The sequence below is a fragment of the Acidiferrobacterales bacterium genome (assembly GCA_028820695.1).
Taxonomy (GTDB): domain Bacteria; phylum Pseudomonadota; class Gammaproteobacteria; order Arenicellales; family JAJDZL01; genus JAJDZL01.
The window spans coordinates 1-18,671 of record JAPPIB010000041.1; the positions used below are offsets into that span (position 1 = coordinate 1).

The window sequence follows — 18,671 nt, forward strand, 5'->3', positions numbered from 1 at the left end:
ATTATACCGGCAGGGCTTTTCTTGTTTTTGACTTGTCTAAAGAGATTTCAGGGTGCTTTTGGTCCACCCCGACTCGACGAAATTCGGCTATATTAATCTGTACACTGATTCATGACTTGGATACTCGTTTCTATATCAACTCGATGGAATTCCCAGCGCGGCGCCTGTGGTGCCGGATCTCATACGACAGGCGTGTCTATTTCATGAATCTCTCGAACCATCACATCAGCTAGGGAATTGCAATTGCATACTCCAAACCCATCCGCCCGCGAGCAGGTATTCGGAAACGTTCGCCATTCACTGGCGAGTCTGGGCCCGACAATCCGGCAAAACGCACAGACTGAGTACGACAAGGCCATGTCAACCGAGACACCGAGCCCGGTTGTCGATGGACTGCTGGTCGAAAATTTCCTGGCCAAACATGGCGCGGTGCATGGTACATCGAAAACTGTTCGCAGTTATGCTGAGGTTCCGGCTGCGGTCAGCGAATTTCTCGACGCGCACAGTCTGCCATCTGAAATGATCATGGGTGCGTCACCGTTTCTCAAGAACCTTGACTGGCCGGATAGCTGGCGGGTTGAGACGCGAAACGCCCGCAAGACAGATCTAGTTTCCGTGACCGACGCGGTATGCGCAATCGCCGAAACCGGTACAATCGTACATGTCAGTTCGCCCACCGCTTCGTCAACACACGCGTTTGTGCCCGAAAACCACGTAGTGATTATCAATTCCGGCGAGATTGTGCGGCATCTTGACGATGCGTTGCGGCTGATCTCAGCCAGGATGGACGGCGGCACGTCAGGTGTGCATATGATCACCGGTCCGTCAAAAACAGCAGATGTGGAGCAGACGATCCAATATGGCGCACACGGACCGCGACGTCTGCACGTAATCATGATCGATGCCAAATAGTACCGCCATGAATCTTAAATCGCAGCGTAAGTCTTGCTACAGCTATGATGACCTCCTTTCGTGCGGTCGGGGTGAGCTGTTCGGTGAGGGTAATGCACAGTTGCCACTACCGCCAATGCTGATGTTTGATCGCATAACCAATATTGACAGTGCGGGCGGAGAATATGGTCGGGGAATCGTAGAGGCGGAGTTGGATGTAAGCCCCGATCTTTGGTTTTTCGAATGTCACTTTCAGGGCGATCCCGTCATGCCTGGATGTCTCGGCCTCGATGCTCTATGGCAGCTGGTTGGATTCTACCTTGGCTGGCTCGGCAAACCTGGCAGCGGCCGTGCATTGGGCTCGGGAGAGGTCCGGTTCACAGGGCAGGTTACAGAAGATATAAAGCTGATCACCTATAGGATTCACATCCGGCGGGTGATTGCCACCAAACTGGTCATGGGGATCGCCAATGGGATTGTGGAAGCAGACGGAAAACAAATCTATAAGGGATCTAATCTGAGAGTTGGGCTATTCAAGTTGAAATGAATATGAGAAGGGTTGTTGTAACAGGACTTGGTATTGTTTCGAGTATTGGGCGCGACTGTCGCGAAGTGACTCAGTCATTGCGCGACGGTGTGTCCGGTGTCAGTTTTGAGCCGCAGTACGAGAAATTGGGGTTTCGCAGCCAAATTCACGGTGCGATCGATCTTGATCTGGATCGCGCCATTGACCGTCGGGCGCGTCGATTCATGGGAGACGGTGCGGCCTACAACTATCTTGCGATGCATCAAGCGATTGAGGACTCGGGTTTGGATGAGGAGCAAGTTTCCAATCCCCGAACCGGCATGATCATGGGTTCCGGAGGCGCCTCGACGGAAAACATCATCGCTGCCACCGACATGCTCCGCTCGAAGGGCATTCGCGGTGTGGGCCCATTTCGGGTTCCGCGAACCATGTCGAGTACCAATTCAGCGACCTTGAGCACCAACTTCAAGATTCGGGGAGTCAGTTATTCGGTCAGCTCCGCTTGTGCGACCAGCGCACACTGCATCGGCAACGCAATGGAACTGATTCAGCTGAACAAGCAGGACATTGTCTTTGCCGGCGGCGGTGATGAGATTCACTGGTCGATGACGATGCTGTTTGATGCCATGCGTGCCCTGTCAGGAAACTACAACGATTGCGCCGAGAGGGCGTCGCGTCCCTTTGATGTCAGCAGGGATGGGTTTGTCATCTCCGGCGGCGGCGGTGTCGTAGTCCTTGAGGAACTCGAGAGCGCACTTGCGAGAGGTGCGAGAATATACGCCGAACTGATCGGGTATGGCGCGACCTCTGATGGATTCGATATGGTCCAGCCCTCCGGTGATGGTGCCGTTCGGTGCATGCGGATGGCACTTGAAAATGTCGATCAGCCCGTCGACTATATCAACGCCCATGGAACCAGTACTCCGATTGGCGATACGCAGGAACTGAATGCGATCTGCGAGGTTTTCAGCGATATACCCCGTATTGCGTCGACCAAGTCGCTGACCGGTCATGCACTTGGGGCTGCCGGCGTCAACGAGGCAATCTATACCCTGTTGATGATGGATAACGACTTCATCAGCCCCTCGATCAATATCGAGGAATTGGACCCTGCCGCGGCAGATATGCCCATCGTTCGCGAACCGGAAAATATCGAGGTGAACACCGCCATGTCGAACAGTTTTGGCTTTGGCGGAACGAATGCGACCTTGGTATTCCAAAAATTGTCTCCGTAATCCGCTTTCGGTCTTGACTTCAACGAAACAGGTGCTGATTCAGACACATCGCAATCCCATGCATGTCGCGATGTGGCTGCTGATCATCTGTATCATGATTTACGGCGTGATTGCGATTGGTGGTTATACACGCCTGACAGATTCCGGCCTGTCCATGGTTGACTGGCACCCGATCTCAGGAGTGTTGCCCCCGCTTACACACACCCAATGGATTGCGGAGTTTGAGCATTACCAGCAATTTCCCGAATACAAGACCGTCAATAGTGATCTTTCGCTTCCGGGATTCAAGCGGATATTTTGGATTGAGTATGCGCATCGCATGGCTGGTCGGTTGGTCGCTCTGGCATTTCTGGTGCCATTTGCATTCTTTCAGATACGGGGCTATTTCAGTGTGGCGATGACCCTGCGGTTGATTGCGGTCTTCGTCGTCGGTGGCTTACAGGGCTTGCTGGGTTGGTACATGGTCAAAAGTGGCATGGTGGGTGATCCTTCTGTCAGTCAGTATCGACTGGCGGCTCATCTGGGTCTGGCAGTATTGCTCTATGGTTATGTCCTGTGGCTGCTGATCGGGCTGGTCGGCACAAGAATCCGCCTGCACCATACTGGCAGCCCGAGGCGGCTGCTCGCCGGCATTGCCATCTGCATCAGCCTGGTCGCTATAATGCTGCTCAGTGGTGGATTCATGTCGGGCACGCGTGCAGGCTTTGTCGTCAATACATTTCCCCATATGAATGGAGAGTGGATTCCGGACCTGCTATTTTCGCTGACTCCGTTATGGGCGAATTTGTTTGAAAACGTGATCGCCATTCAGTTTATCCATCGCTGGGTCGCTTTCGCACTGGTTGTGGCGACAGTCTTTGTCTGGTTTCAGCGATTTTCCATGAGTCGTTCCTTGACTCGGGTAGTGCTGGACTCAGTGCTGGTCATCACGCTGTGCCAGTTTGGTCTGGGGGTGGCAACTTTGTTAAGTCGGGTGGAATTGCCGGTCGCGCTGGCACATCAATCCGGATTTGTGATCTTGTTGAGTAGTTTGATTATTTTACTGAGAATGATTGTGATCGGTTTGCACAACGAAGCGACGAATCAGGGCAGAGCCGTGAACGGGTAAGGAGGTATTGAAATGCGAACTTGGATAAAAAATCCACTGGCAGTTTTTGCTGAGAATTCGGCCGGTGGAATGGTGATCGAAAATGACCGGATTGTTGAATGTCTTGCAAGCGGCGCCACGCCGCAAGTTTCCTGTGACAGCGTATTCGACGCTTCCGAGCACGTCATTTTGCCCGGGTTGATCAATGCCCACCATCATTTCTTCCAGACCTTGACCCGGGCCTACGGACCCGCATTGAACAAGGAATTGTTTGCGTGGCTGACGACCCTGTATCCGGTCTGGTCTCGTCTGACTGCCGAACAGCTGGCAGACGCGACAGAATTGGCACTCACGGAACTTTTGCTTTCCGGATGTACAACAGCCTCCGACCACCACTACATGTTCCCGGAAGGGCTTGAGAACGGTATCGATATCCAAGTGGAGACTGCACAGAAGGTCGGCATACGTGTCGCATTGACTCGGGGCAGTATGGACCTTTCGGATGCCGAGGGCGGATTGGCGCCGGCTTCTACTGTCCAAACGACAGATGCGATTCTCGCCGATTCGGAACGCGTGATCCGGGAGCATCATGATCCGAGTGAGGGGTCGATGCAGCAGATTGCTCTTGCACCGTGCTCTCCGTTCGGTGTGACCCGAGAGTTGATGATCGAATCGGTTCGCATGGCTGATGAGTTTGGTGTTACCTTGCATACACATCTTGCCGAAACCCAGGATGAGAATAATTTTTGTATCAGGGAATATGGCTGTCGTCCGGTCGACTATCTTGAAGGGGTAGGATGGATGAAAGACAATGTCTGGCTGGCGCATGGCATCCACTTCAATGACGAGGAAATCAAACGGTTGGGTGCGGCGAAGGTAGGCATTTCACATTGTCCGGGCTCAAACATGCTGCTTGCCTCCGGAATCTGCCCCACCCAGGAATTGCTGCAAAGCGGCGCCCGCATCGGAATTGGCGTCGATGGATCTGCTTCCGAGGATGCTTCCAATATGATTCAGGAAGCTCGGCTGGCGTTACAGATTCAGCGGCTTCGATATGGTTCGAAGAAAATTACGCACCTTGATGCGATCGAATGGGCCACACAGGGGTCAGCGGCGTGTCTGGGACGGGATGACATCGGTGTGGTCGCGAGTGGAAAGCAGGCCGACCTCGCGATGTACAAACTTGATGAGTTGCGGTTTTCGGGTGCGGGAGACCCGCTCGCCGCCTTGATACTCTGTGGCGCACATCGTGCTGACCGTGTCATGGTTGCGGGTGCTTGGCGGGTAGTTGACGGCGAGATTCCAGATGTTGACCTGTCGGAACTTATGGCACGTCATCAGGCATCATCGCGTAAGCTCATGCAGGTGCATTGATTGGGCGATCGTGTCATCAAACTAAATAAAGTATCTGAAATCAATAAGTTCGACAGTCTTGCTTCGTCTCTGATCGTCTTTGCAGCCCGGATTTGAGATTTCCAGGCAATGAAGTTGGTTTATAATTTTGCCATCAGTAGACTAACACCCAAGTCCGGGGGTTTCATATGATAATCGGTTGCCACATTGATTGTGGGAAGGTCGCGAACAGGGTGTCAGAACGCTTGGCGCTCGTGGTCCCAATGATTGGGTTGTGTCTGATTTCCCCCGCAGCCAACGCTGCCGTCGAATCGGAATCGGCCTTCGTTTTCAATTCGTTCTCCTTTTTGCTTTGGGGCGCATTTGTCATGTGGATGTGCGCCGGTTTTACGATGTTGGAAGCAGGGTCCGTTCGCACCAAGAATGCGTCGGTTATCTGTATGAAGAATATCGGACTGTATTCGATCGCCGGCATCGCTTTTTATCTGATCGGATACAACCTCATGTACGTGGATGTGAATAAGTTTGTAGGCTCATTTACGTTCTTTTACAGTTCAACACCGGCGGAATACGCTTTGTTGGACGGCAATGCTGAGGCGTTGGATGAAGTTCTGAAGTCCGACTATTCGACTATGTCGGATTGGTTCTTCCAAATGGTCTTTGTAGCGACTACCGCTTCCATTGTCTCGGGAACCTTGGCCGAACGAGTCAAGCTGTGGTCATTCTTTCTGTTCATCGCGGTGCTGACCGCGGTCATCTACCCGATCGTCGGCGCTTGGACTTGGGGTGGCGGCTGGCTGTCGGAACTTGGGTTTCAGGATTTTGCCGGATCATCGATCGTACACTCGACAGGTGGCTGGGCAGCACTTGCAGGTGCGGTGGTTGTCGGATCAAGAATGAATAAGTTCCGCAAGGACGGAAGAGTGAAAAACACACCCCCTTCCAATGTCCCTGCTGTCACATTGGGTGTCTTTATCTTGTGGCTTGGTTGGTTTGGTTTTAACGGCGGTTCCCAACTTGCGCTCGATTCGGCAGTCAACGTGGTCGCAATGAGTGTTATCCTGGTCAATACAAATCTTGCCGCTGCGGCTGGCGTTCTGGTTGCTGTGACTGTATCGCGACCTTTGCTGGGGCGTGTCGACTTGCTGGCGGTTCTCAACGGTGCGATCGCCGGTTTGGTGGCGATTACCGCTGGCCCGGACATACAGGCACACCAATGGGCGATTGTGATCGGTGGTGTTGGTGGCTTCATCAGTACTGCGGGCATCAAGGTGTTGGAAAAATTAAAGATTGATGATGTGGTTGGCGCCATTCCGGCGCACATGTTTGCCGGTGTCTGGGGTACGCTAGCGGTCTGCATTGCGGGCGGTGGAAACTTCATGGTTCAGCTCACCGGTGTCGTCGCAATCGGAGCATTTACCTTTGTGACATCATTTGTCATTTGGAAAGTAATCAGTGCGACTGTCGGCGCGCGGGTAACCCCGACTGTTGAGGCATTGGGACAGGATGTAACAGAACTGGGAATTGAGGCCTATCCGGAATTCGTAATCTTACCAGACGACGAAGATGCCGATGTTTAGAATGGCAGCCATTGGAACCGGGAATCAGCCGGCACGGTAAAATTGACATGAGGTTTTTGGATACTGAGGTAACATGCGATTTCGAAATCCGCGTTATGGACAATGTTGTTTTGGATAGTTTTCAGTTGTGTTTGAGATTAAAGTGTGTTCTAATGCAGACGCTGTGAATATTTGAAGTCGACCCGATATCGTTGAGTAGAATCAGGAGTCTGTCCCTTTGAATAACTGACGACTTACGTGATCAATCGGGAAATCGTCTTCCATCGGGCGGAAGGAACCGGAGTCAGTTTGGACTGTCAGAATAAATCAGACTTTTTGTTTGTAGTTGAATCAAGTTAGGAATTTGGAGGTCATCAGATGGATATTCCTACAGAGAGAGTAGACGGAGCGCTAATCCTGCAGCCGAGCGGTAGAATTGATGGGCAAAATGCTGTCGATTTTCAGACTGCAATTGAATCCATTGTCACTGATTCCGACAATGCGGTAGTTCTGGAATTGACTGATCTTGTGTACATCAGCAGCGCAGGACTTCGAGTGATTTTGTTGCTTGCAAAGACTCTGAAGAGTCGAAATGCTCAGTTCGCGATGTGCTCGATTTCCGGATCAGTCAAGGATGTTTTCGATATCAGTGGCTTCGGAAAAATCATTTCGACTCATGACACCCGAGAAGGCGCTCTGAGCAGCATGAATTCCTGAATTGCTGCCAGCTAGTCAAGAAGAGCCCTATCATCAGCGCGATTCATCCCGACTCAGACCTCCTCGCACAATCACCCTGATACATTCCATCCAAGTCTCGCTATAAGGCCTCGAGTCCATATCCCTGTGCTGGTTCTGTCGATAGTAACGGCGTAGCCGCTTGAATGGCTTGAAACTTGCCCGACCCGGCAGGGATTATTTTTCGAATTGTCGCAGTATATCTGCGGCATTCGCATTCAGGACGACTTGAATTGCGCGGGGCCAACGGTCCGCAACGCATGATTATCGAGGGAATCTGATCTGGGTAATCGTTCCCGGACTTGCGGGTTCCTAGCCGATGTAGTCGATACCCGCCAATTCAAACTGATCCGATTGTACAAGCGAAACCCGTAGCATTCTTCCATTCGGGAAATTTGCCGCATCGTCATCGTCTGCCATCTCCAACAGTATCCTTGCCGTTCCTCGGCTGCCGACAATGATGGAACGGTGGTTGAGGAGCAGGTCATGAACTTGGTTCAATCCAAGAAGAAATCTACTTCGAAATTCATCCTTACTCTCTCCGTTTTCCGGTGTTTCACCGGCCATTAACAACGGATTCACCACATCCGAGCTCTGGTTGTTCCACACGCCCAGCTTTCTCTCACGCAACAGCGGAAAGGATGTGATCTGCCCCTTGAATGCTTCGCACAGTATTTCCGCTGTCTCGATGCTTCGTTGATTCGTTGAGCAGATGATTGTGTCAGGGGCTTCGCCGATCTGCCGCAAGACGTCAGTCGCCTGAAAAATCTGATTTCGGCCAAATTCGGTCAAAGCTGATTCGGAATCACCACCGGAAGCAACTTGCATCCTATTCGCGATCGTCTCGCCATGGCGAATGAACAAAAAACTGCACATGTCGGAACTAGCGTTCATCCGGATAAAGAACTCGATTGGGACGATAGCTCACGGATAGGACCTGATCGTCAACTCTGCGCCCATCATCCTGTAGCCAATTGGAAATGGCGGACGTCAACTCACTGTCTCCGAGAGATGGCGTGTGGCCGGAATCGAGAATATGAATGACGGAAAAATTCTCGTGACCCCGCATCCGGGCAATGGTCTCATCTGTTGTCGCATCACTTTCAACTCCGTGCAGCAATAGGACTGGGCATTGAACTGCGCTCCACTGGTCCCACAAGTCCAGACTTTGGCTCGCTTCCGCTCGGTAGGCCAGCATTGATCGTAAATCATGTCGATATATCCTACCTTGTTCGGTATCCGACCAACAAGTCTTGTGGTGCGAGCTGTGCAGCAGTACGGCATCCGGTGTTGGGCCTACATATTTCGCCGATGCGCCGATCCGCCTGAACATCTCAGAGGGAGTTCGAAAAATGTAATGCCGGCCCACGGCCCGTGCTCGCCGAGCTCGTCGCTCAACTGGAATATGCGGAGTACTGTCATTGAGCACAATTTTACGCACCCGTTTGGGGTACCGGGCCGCAAATGATATTGCTATCGACCCCCCGAGCGACGAACCCAGCAGTGAACATGAGTCCAATCCCAGGTGAACCATCAACTGATTCAGCTGTTCTATGTAGGTATCCAGGTGATAGTCTGATGTTTCTGCCATCCAGCCACTGTAACCGCGGCCACCGAGATCAAGCGCGATCACACGAACTTCGGGGTATGCGTCCAATGCCAGGAAATCGAAACGTTGGGCGACATTGGTTAATCCACCGATTGCAACAAGAGGTTGGCCATCGCCGCCTGAATCGGAAAAAGCAAGCGGAACGCTGTATGGCTTGCCGAAGCCGTAGTCAGGGTCCTGAAGTTCCACTGAATGTATATACTCAAAGCGATTCAGGACAGGCCAGTTTTCAAATTCGTCCCTGATCGCCAGTATCAGATTTTCGTATTGCGCCCAAGTCAACTTGTCGTACCGGTCATTGACGTTCATCTCCAGCCATTTGCGCAACGCAAAATCAACTTGTCGGCCGGAAGTCATTCAGCGTGCACCGTGAGGGGTTGCACTGCTTTATTGATGATCAGGACGATGAATCACCAGCGTCACGCGATTACGATTGTCAGTTCGTTCGTAGGTTGCTTTATCGACCAGGGTTTTTACGAAAAACACACCTAGTCCACCGATTTGCCGATCGTCCATGTCCGCTTCCAGATCCGGCGTGCTTGCCTCCAAAAACGGGTCGAAAGGATGACCACTGTCTTCCAGAACAATCTGCAGGGTGTTGGCGGTATGACTCACCGTCAGGCTGATGTCGGATTTCTCACTATCGTTCTTGAAGGCATAGCTCACGATGTTCGTGATCAGTTCATCCAGTGCAAGATTGGTATTGAATATCCATGCCTTGGGCCAGTTATTGGATTCTCCGAGTTGCTCAATTTCCTCAGCAATACGAGGAATTTCGGACAAATCACACTTCAAAGTCAGATTTATTTCCATATCCTCACCATCCGTATCTGTAAACGTATCTGTACTACCGTGTATGTGATCCTTGACTCCAGCGTAGTGCAAGACTACGCACGTGATGTCGTCGAACTGCGGAGCAGTTCCTACAAATTTATCAACCGCCGTGATAATGTGCTTTACGTCGTCTCCAGCACCCCGATCGGGCAAAGACGATGCGACCTCCAGCAATCGGTCATCCCCAAATGCCTCACTATTCTCATTGAACGCCTCGGTAATGCCGTCTGTGATCATGACCAGCCGGGACTTTGGCGGCAGGAATAGCGAATCCTCCTCAAAATTGAGGTTATCAAACATACCCAACACCATGCCCGCTGTCAGATCGAGTGGGGTAGCCCCGTCTTCGTTCACCAGAATCGGTGCGTTATGTCCGCCATTTGCGTATGTGAATTGCCCAGTCGATTCGTTCAGGATTCCGTAGAAGAAAGTGATAAACAGATTCTCGTCATTGTGTGACTCAAGGAAGTTGTTGATTCTCTCCAACATACTGGCTGGCGAGCGTACATGTGCTGCCATGCCGCGCAACGAGGTTCTGGCCATGACCGCAAACAAAGCGGCCGGTACTCCTTTGCCTGACACATCGGCGATCGCCATCCCGATGTGCTCCTCATCAATTCTAAAATAGTCGAAGAAATCGCCTCCCACTTCCTTCGCTGGCCACATTCCGCCAATGATCTCAAACGCGTCGGACTGTTCACGTCGATGGGGCAGTAAGGACAACTGGACCCGGGTGGCGATATCCAATTCCTTGCGAAGTGCGATGAATGCCTGCTTTGTCGCGAGTGCGTCCCGCAGGCGCTGATGTTGGTCCTGCACCCGCGTTGACATGCTCTGAAAGGCTGTTGCCATCAAAAGCAGACTGTCTGTTCCGTGGATGGCCTTCGGGTCGAAGTCGTCAGCGGTAGGATCAATTGCGACCATAGATTCGGTTTCATTCCCGGATTTCGCATTTCGGTCGATTTGCTGTGCGATTTTGTCGAGTTCTTTCAGCATGGCAGCCTGTTCTTCACCATCCAGTGTGTCTGCGAGGCTTTTCATCTCACGATAGATGAACCTTTCTTGCCGCGCGCGCTGGCGTTCCCTGGATCGCCGAATCCGATTCAGCGTGATCATACCGGTGCGAAATACATTCACTGCGTTTCCAATCTGTCCGACTTCATCTTTTCCACTTCTCATATGAACCAGCATCATAAGGTCGCCCCGGCTCAGTGCTTCAAGCACATGAACACCTTCCGTGAGAGACGCAAACGAATAACGCATGTAGAAGTAGATTGAGACGAGTGAGATCAGTGTAAAAACCACAATCGCCACAATTGTCAGTTGACTGATTTTTCTCTCTTGGAGAACCTGTTCTGTGACTTCAGTTATGCTGACCAATCGACCCACAAGACTTCCGACATCCGCTATTTGCGGTAGCACGGTAACCGAGAAATATCGATCATCCTTGGAAATGGTCTGTGATGTGCTCAACTCACCGAGATCGACAAGTTCACCGTAGTTTTCCCAGATCTCAGGGTTCGGTGAGACCAGAAGCCGCCCGCGACGATTGAGAATCATGACTGAGGCGTCGTTGAGCTTTTCCATCTCGGAAATGGGCCAGATAATGTCCAGCGACATGATGCCCAGTCCCACGATCGAATCGACATCGTTGATGATCGGGAATCCATACACCACTGCGGTGTTGCGCTGCTTGTCGTTTCCCACACCTCGGACAATGGAACGGTTCTTCACAGCATTCATTGCGACTTCTTCCGAGATGATCGGGCTTTGAAAGACACCTGAAAGGGATGAGAAAATCAAATTGCCATCCGAGTCGAGGATATCAAGGCGATCGGACACCTCCTCGGACATCAGCTGCCTGACAATCAGTCGTCCTGTGTTTCGGATCAGTTCGTAGTCCTGGTTTTCAATTGCCCCTACAAGCTCTCGGTTGTCTCGAACTATCCACGCCGAGTCTTCCATATTGGCAATGAACTCATCTTGGATTTTGCTCCACAGGTTGACTTCATCCGCAATAATCTCATCTGACAGCTGATTCCTGATCAGTTGCTCGCGCTCAAATGAGGCAAACAGGACCGCCGAACTGATGATTATGACGGTCAGTACGCTTAGCAGGCTGATTCGAGTTCGTAGCAGCATGACTCAAAAGTTGATCAAAACGGGTTCACTGAGCGTTACTTCGCTTGAACTCGGCAATTGAAATCACATTCATCGGCGGGTACAGGCCAAGTTCGCTCGCGACATCGATGTTGATCCAATACTGGAAGCGAGATAACCGGGCTACCGACAATTTTGACGCGTTGTCGCCGTTGACCAGTATTCGTTCCGCCTGAACGGCAGCCAGCTTACCGAGCGTGTGATAGTCGCTGACGAGGCCAAACATTGCCCGTGTGGTTCGCAATGGGGCCTGTGTTGATGCGAAAGTAGGCAGCCCGGCCTTCAGGGCAGCATCCGTATAGGCCACACCGTGCCGAAAAATAAACGAATCCGGCCCCATATACAGAATTTCCGCGCCGTCTTCCTTGGCTTTGGCTACCAGACCCGGCAGGGAATCGGGATCCGGAAGTCCGTCAGATTTCTTTGGGATCGGAAAGACCAAAAGCTCGATCCCCAACTGGGGTACAACTTCCTTCAGCTGAGAGACATTGATTCTGGAATTGCTTTGAGTCTCATCATAAATGACGGCCATTTTCTTGAAGGGTCGATAGGCCAGCATTGCATTGATCTGCGCTTCGATGGATGCGAGAAATGCGACACCAGTCACGTTTCGCCCCGGGAATTGAAAACTTTCAACGATGCCAGCACTGACTGGATACGCAACCAGGACAAAGATGCCGGGAATGTCTGTCACCTGGCCGTCGGCATCCGATTCGTTGACTTTCCCAAAAATACTCAACGTTGTTCCGGTCCCCCAGGTGTAGACCAGATCCGGTTTAACCTGCTTGATTTCCTCAATGATTCCGGGTGCGTTCGCACGGTCGAGATTCAGATTTCGAATCGTCATTTCATAGGGAATTCCGCGTTGATTCAGATACTCCTGAAATCCTGCTTCAACTGCGGTTTCGCCGCGCCATACGACGGCGAAAATTTTGTACTTTCGATCGTAACTGACTTCCTGATCAGACTGCGCAGCGGCATGGTTCACAATCAAGTGTGCGGCAAGAAAAAATAAAATCAGATAACTCTTTCTGAACACGGAATCAACCCTGAGGTCTGGTTGTGGCTTGTCTTTTGAAATTCCGCGCTCTCGGACGGGACATGATCACCAAGAACATCACAATCAAGATGAATATGATTGCTCCGAATCCTGCAATGGCATTGTGATAGCCGAATTGACTGATCAGCCCAACGGCAACCAACGGTCCGATAACCATGCCGATTCGTTCAAACACGCGGTATGCACTGACTGTCATTGTTCTTCCGATGGTGTCGGCATAATCGCTGGCAACTGTCAGAATGATCGAATTTTGGGAAGTCAGCAGCAAGGCATGACCGAATCCGAGTAAGAGAATCGCCACGACAACAGCATTGGTATTGCTGAGGCCGATCTGTTGTGAGAACAAAGTTGCAATACATCCTGCGCCCGCGAGCAGACCACCGGCAAAAACAACCTGGACAAAATTACGCGTCCTGTCAGCGTAGCGCGTGGAAACATAGATCAGGGCAAGTGTCGCCAAGCCGTAAAACATCATCAATCGTCCGACGGATGATTCATTGTGCCCCAGTTGGGTCAGGTAGAGTGGTACCAGATATGCAATAAAGCCGGAGATCATCATTTTCGCCGGAATGGCTGTCAAGAACAAAACCGAAAAGAACCGGGGATCTTTGAGTAACGTGATTAATTCCCATGCGCTGATTATGGTTCGAGGTCTGCGATTTTCGATGGTGTCTCCTTCCGACCTGAAAATCTGATAGATGATCAGTCCCGAAGTCACTGCAAGACAAGCAGAAATCAGGAATGTTGCTTCAAAACCTATTCTGTTGGCAATCATTCCACCGATTGGCGGGCCACAGATTATGCCGACAAAAACTGCCGTCACGAAGATGCCTGTCGATTGGGAACGATTGTGTTCTCCGGCATTCTGGACAACCCAGCCTTCGGATGCAACGAAGATGAGACTGTAGCCTATACCCGTGAGCACTCGGAACGCAACCAGATCGTAGTAGGTCTGAGTCAGGAAATTACCGATGAAACCAACTGTTGCAATGACTACACCGATCAGGAAAATTCGATGCACGCCGAAACGTTCAACCAAGCCTCCGCCGAATGGTGTGACAACCATCACCGCAAGCATGAACAGCGTGATCGGCAGGCTGATGAGGAGATCATGTGACAGCATCAGGTCTGTCGGTGCGTATTTGGACACGAATAGCGGAATGAACGATCTGGACAGCTCTTCTGAAAATATGAACATGAACAGCGGCACCCGAATCTGTGAAACCTGTTTCGAATCGACGTCCCTAATGCCGCTGAGGGTGAACTTCAAATCGAACGCCTCTCGTACACCATTGATTTTATTTCCGATTTTGTTGTCGATCTGTGCGTGCTTGAGTTCCGCAACCTCGAAAAGAAAATCGTTGTACTTGTGTTGCAGATTCTGGACTAAATTGTTGAAACTGGTTGTCAATTGCCCGATTTCATCCTTTGTCCTACCCACCAGACGGGTGGTAAATACGCCCCGCGAACCTTCTGCAAGCACCGTTCGGATATGGTTGATAGGTCTCGATATGCGACGACGCATGTAAAACCCGAGCAGTTCGAAGGTCACCAGCCACGAAATCACGATCACAGTCAGGATTTCAAAGATCATTTCGAAAAACTGACTTCGAATATGCTCGCTGGTCACCCCCACGTGCAAAATCGTTGAACCGGCCAATGTCTCAAGGATCGGAAATGCGCCATCGAGATATCCAAGCACGTCAGTTTCGAAATTCGCCTTGCTGATGTGTTGAAACTTCAACTCATTCAGTATGGTTTCGATGGTTGCCAGGTCGACACCCCGAACGAACAGCACCTGTCCATTCGGATCAATCATCGCGAGATATTCGATATCCATGTTTATCTGAAGGTAATTGTCGAAATAGTCTTCGACACCGACCAGTTGGTGGGGTGGAATATCCAGTTCGCCGACTGCGAATGCCAGTTCGGACGAAATGGTGTTGCCAACCACCTCGGCTTTTTGGCTCAATTGTGGGCTGAGTTCCGTTTCAAAGCCAAGCAGGGCAAACCACGAAATCGCGAACTGTCCGCTCAGCAGCACCACGACTGATAGCATTACCATTCGGGCGAGCAAACCCCTTTGGTGTGTCAGGAACTCCTGAATTCCGAATTTCTCGCGTTCAAGTTTTTCTGGGATGGAATTCACGATTCGGTTTCGTCGAGTTCAATAACGTCCGAACTGGCTTTGCTCAAGGCAACCTGCACATTAAGAACTGACGTAGAAAAAGATTCAAATTCCGGATGGTTTCTGATGGTCGCTTCAAGATGTTTGCTGTCCTTTTCATTGTTCATGATGTCCTTGAATGCTTGCGTCATACTTTTCAAGTCTGTAATCGTGCCGCGCAAAAGCAAAATACATCCTACAAGACTCATGATGGCCATGAAGACAGCCACGACCAGACCGATGGTTATAAGGTGCCTGGTCTGTGCGAAAAAACTTTGGTCCAGGAATTCCCTGGAATAGCGTAAGGCGAGAGAGCCGACATTTTGATTGAGGTTATTCTGAATGGGTACTCCGACAACAGCCGCATCCCGCTCAAGCCGCGACCATGAAGTGGAATTCTGATTCGCCCGCCATGCAAACACCCATTCTTCCGAAACCAGGTCGCCGATAAAACTCGGGTCGGTGCTGAACAATACCGAGCCTTTCTCATCAAACACCTCGATAGAGAGAATCATCTCGTCATTTCTTCGATAACTATCGAGTTCTTCCGATACGTCTTGCAAGGTTGACAGCGCCAGCCCCAAATCCATCTGCGTTTCGAGCTTGTGACGAATATCGTTGACGATAAACTGAAATCTGGACGTCAGCAAATCGCTGTGGGTATGTCGGAACTTATCCAGACTCAGACCTATGGTCAATGCGATGCCTGCCATCAGTATTGTAACAAGCATGATGGAAATGCGTGAGGTAACGCCGAATTTCATATCTCAGGTAAGTCGGTCTGTAAGTATGTGCGCGCGGATTAATGATCTCAGGCGAGAATTATAACACTGTATCAACAACTTGATACCTGTTAAATACCTCTGGGAACGTCAAGAGGGGAACGGAGTCTGGTCGCGGAGGTGTACGCCAATGGAGGTTGTATCTTTCGCATTGTTCCAAGGATACGTGCTATTGCGGTTTGGTCTTGAAATCTCACGCATCAGGATTGATCAGCTATCGATCACCCTGATCGGAAACCCCCGACTGACTCCATTGGACCGACAGGTCGCGAGGCTCAGGCAATCCTTGAACATCAGAGAATACTGCGCTTTCGGCCGGTCCGTACCTTCATTTCAAATGACCCTGGAGTGTCGATTCTCTGGCTTGATATATTGCAACGCAACAATCACTCCAAGCGTATCGCATCTGCACGGTATCATTGAAGGAAGTGATCGAACGGATCAAGCGCAAGAGGGAGTTGATAATCATCAAATAGTATTTCCCTATATTGCGTTACAAGAAAAAGTCCGCACCAGACATAATATTTCAGGAAAAGATGATCGTCGATTGAAAAAATTTCCTTGTTGGGGGTTGACAATCTTTTATTCGATGATATATTGCACTGCAACATACAAATAAATTGTTTTTGATTTGGAGAAATGAACATGCAGATCAATTATTCAGAACTTGCCAATGAGACATTTGGTGTGAACACAAAACTGATCAACAAGTCAGTGGAACTCGGAGTCGAATCGGCTCAGCGAATTTTCAAGGGTGCTTCCGAACAGTCCGGTGCGTGGTTGAAGGTCAGGACATTTGATGACCTCGTCGAAACGCAGGAAAACTGGAACGCCTTTGCCGTCGGTCAGATCCAGAATTCAACCCGTTCGGCGATTGAATTGGGCACCGAAGCTTACAACTCTTATCTGAGTCTTTGGGAAAAATACAGCCGATCCGCCGGTGAGGCTGCTGTAGCAGCGACCAAAGCGCCGGTCGCGAACAAAAAGTAATTCCGCAAGATCAGAAACCGGATTGACGATTTCATAACTTAACTCCTCTTTTTCTATTGGTAGGGTCTGCCGTCGCAATGATGGCAGACCATTTTTTTGTGCGCCAGGCATGGCGCGCAGCGCCTTGACTGGCGCTATTGCGGTGCACCGGTTATCTCACAGCGATAATCGATGTCATTCCGGATTGCTGATGCTCAAGAATGTGACAATGAAACATCCACAGCCCCGGGTTATCGGCTACAAATGCGATTCGCGCACTGGATTGTGGATTCACAAGAACAGTATCCCTGATTGATCCCGCGGGCTCCAGCCCTGCTTCATTTTCCATCACCATGAAACTATGCCCATGCAGGTGAATCGGATGTTCCCATGCGGACCGGTTCACCAGATCGAACACGTATGACTTTCCGAGTTCAAGTATGAGCAAGGGAGGTTGATTGTGCGGGTCCGAGTGGATGGCCCCATTGGTTGCCCACAGTTTCCCCAGTCCTGCCAGGTCGCGTATGCCCTTGAACTCCCCATCCAGCCTGGCTCCCGCAAGACCGCCCATAGCGCCTCCTTCGAATACGATCCGATGACGCTCGGCATTGGCGACATCCGGTGCAGCGACGGGATTGGCTGAAAGGCGGGGCGGGGGAGCGCGGTCGGAAACTGATGTGACCTTGTTATCGCTTCGGACCAGGTGCATCAGCTCGTAAGCGAAGTTTTCGCCGTAGGAGTTGTCTATGACCGGGGTTGACTGTCCCGGGTCCCCGGTAACGTCCAAAATCAGGTCAGCTCTTTGTCCCGATCCCAGAACAATCGGATTTTCGTCAAGCGTATACGGCGCAATCGGATGTCCGTCCAGGGCGATCAACCATGGATTCAGTTCACTGAAATTGATTGCGAAAGTGCGCGCATTGGCCACATTCACCAGTCGAAGGCGAATTCTCTCACCGGGATGAACCTGGAACTGATCGTGAATGCTGCCATTGACGGTTACAGCGTTGCCAATTCTTCCATTGTGGCTCGCATCTCTCAGATTTCCGTCAAATGCGACAATCTGTGCCTCTTCGTCGAGACGCCAGTCATCCAGTACCCACACTAAATCTCGATCGACCACAGGCGGATCTTGCTCGTCCACAATCAAAACACCGCGAAGGCCCTTGCCGACTTGTTGTGAGCTGTTGATGTGTGGATGGTACCAGAACGTACCGGCGTCGTGAAGATCGAACTCGTAGGTAAACGCATCGCCGGGACCGATTGGAGCCTGACTTAGAATCGACACTCCATCCATGCTCACCGGCACGCGCAGTCCATGCCAATGAACAGTAGTAGGCTCATCAAGCCGGTTCTCGACTTCCAGCCTGAGTCTGTCACCTTGCCTGAAACGAAGCAGTGGACCGGGAACCTCGAGATTGTAAGCGTAAACGTTGGTTGGGGGGCCCAGACCCGCCACCAAATCGACCTGAGCCGGTGACGCGATCAGCTGTTGTACAGGACTGGATGCCAGGGTCAGGCTCGGTACCGATGCGGATCCTGCGGCAAACATTGTGATCCGCAAAAAATCACGTCGGCTCAGTTGTTTTCGAAAATTCTCCAATCTGTCCACTTATCCGATGCGTCACTTCCAGGCTGCTGCCAGAAATCGGAGTCGTTTCAATTCGATCATTGAAGACCGAAGGTCATTATAGTGAGGTTTAT

General features: G+C 51.0%; 15 protein-coding genes. 8 read left to right on the forward strand and 7 right to left on the reverse strand.

Features of this window, described 5'->3' with window-relative positions:
• Window positions 1-243: 243 nt before the first annotated feature.
• From OXI60_05465 to OXI60_05495, 7 genes are all read left to right on the forward strand, one after another.
• Window positions 244-912, forward strand: coding sequence for an LUD domain-containing protein (locus OXI60_05465; GenBank protein ID MDE0309264.1), 669 nt, complete (start codon window positions 244-246; stop codon window positions 910-912).
• A 7-nt stretch (window positions 913-919) separates the two neighbouring features.
• Window positions 920-1,438 (forward strand): 3-hydroxyacyl-[acyl-carrier-protein] dehydratase FabA, encoded by a 519-nt coding sequence (fabA, locus tag OXI60_05470; GenBank protein ID MDE0309265.1) that lies wholly within the window; start codon window positions 920-922, stop codon window positions 1,436-1,438.
• 2 nt (window positions 1,439-1,440) lie between these two features.
• Complete coding sequence (fabB, locus tag OXI60_05475; protein ID MDE0309266.1) at window positions 1,441-2,652, forward strand: beta-ketoacyl-ACP synthase I; 1,212 nt, start codon at window positions 1,441-1,443, stop codon at window positions 2,650-2,652.
• Between the two features lie 13 nt (window positions 2,653-2,665).
• A complete protein-coding gene (locus OXI60_05480) occupies window positions 2,666-3,760 on the forward strand; it encodes a COX15/CtaA family protein (protein MDE0309267.1) in 1,095 nt (364 codons plus the stop codon).
• A 12-nt stretch (window positions 3,761-3,772) separates the two neighbouring features.
• Window positions 3,773-5,113: an 8-oxoguanine deaminase gene (locus OXI60_05485; GenBank protein MDE0309268.1), complete on the forward strand. Its 1,341-nt coding sequence runs from the start codon at window positions 3,773-3,775 to the stop codon at window positions 5,111-5,113.
• A 212-nt stretch (window positions 5,114-5,325) separates the two neighbouring features.
• Window positions 5,326-6,672: a hypothetical protein gene (locus OXI60_05490; protein MDE0309269.1), complete on the forward strand. Its 1,347-nt coding sequence runs from the start codon at window positions 5,326-5,328 to the stop codon at window positions 6,670-6,672.
• Window positions 6,673-7,029: 357 nt separating this feature from the next.
• Window positions 7,030-7,368, forward strand: a complete 339-nt coding sequence (locus OXI60_05495; protein ID MDE0309270.1) for an STAS domain-containing protein — start codon at window positions 7,030-7,032, stop codon at window positions 7,366-7,368.
• 330 nt (window positions 7,369-7,698) lie between these two features.
• On the opposite strand, the gene OXI60_05500 is transcribed toward OXI60_05495, so the two are convergent.
• From OXI60_05500 to OXI60_05525, 6 genes are read right to left on the reverse strand one after another with little or no spacing between them, the layout of a single operon-like run.
• Window positions 7,699-8,280, reverse strand: a complete 582-nt coding sequence (locus OXI60_05500) for a phosphoglycerate mutase family protein (protein ID MDE0309271.1) — start codon at window positions 8,278-8,280, stop codon at window positions 7,699-7,701.
• On the reverse strand, window positions 8,270-9,352 hold the full coding sequence (locus OXI60_05505) for an alpha/beta hydrolase (protein ID MDE0309272.1): 1,083 nt from the start codon (window positions 9,350-9,352) through the stop codon (window positions 8,270-8,272). Before OXI60_05505 ends, OXI60_05500 begins: the two co-directional genes overlap by 11 nt.
• Window positions 9,353-9,382: 30 nt before the next feature.
• On the reverse strand, window positions 9,383-11,971 hold the full coding sequence (locus OXI60_05510; protein ID MDE0309273.1) for a SpoIIE family protein phosphatase: 2,589 nt from the start codon (window positions 11,969-11,971) through the stop codon (window positions 9,383-9,385).
• A gap of 25 nt (window positions 11,972-11,996) precedes the next feature.
• The gene (locus OXI60_05515) at window positions 11,997-13,028 is read right to left on the reverse strand and encodes an ABC transporter substrate-binding protein (protein MDE0309274.1); all 1,032 of its coding nucleotides are present in this window, start codon (window positions 13,026-13,028) and stop codon (window positions 11,997-11,999) included.
• 4 nt (window positions 13,029-13,032) lie between these two features.
• Window positions 13,033-15,198, reverse strand: coding sequence for an MFS transporter (locus OXI60_05520; protein ID MDE0309275.1), 2,166 nt, complete (start codon window positions 15,196-15,198; stop codon window positions 13,033-13,035).
• A complete protein-coding gene (locus tag OXI60_05525) occupies window positions 15,195-15,947 on the reverse strand; it encodes a hypothetical protein (GenBank protein ID MDE0309276.1) in 753 nt (250 codons plus the stop codon). Before OXI60_05525 ends, OXI60_05520 begins: the two co-directional genes overlap by 4 nt.
• 696 nt (window positions 15,948-16,643) lie before the next feature.
• On the opposite strand from OXI60_05525, the gene OXI60_05530 reads away from it, so the two are divergent.
• Complete coding sequence (locus tag OXI60_05530) at window positions 16,644-16,988, forward strand: hypothetical protein (GenBank protein MDE0309277.1); 345 nt, start codon at window positions 16,644-16,646, stop codon at window positions 16,986-16,988.
• A 151-nt stretch (window positions 16,989-17,139) separates the two neighbouring features.
• On the opposite strand, the gene OXI60_05535 is transcribed toward OXI60_05530, so the two are convergent.
• On the reverse strand, window positions 17,140-18,519 hold the full coding sequence (locus OXI60_05535) for a multicopper oxidase family protein (GenBank protein MDE0309278.1): 1,380 nt from the start codon (window positions 18,517-18,519) through the stop codon (window positions 17,140-17,142).
• Between the last annotated feature and the right edge of the window lie 152 nt (window positions 18,520-18,671).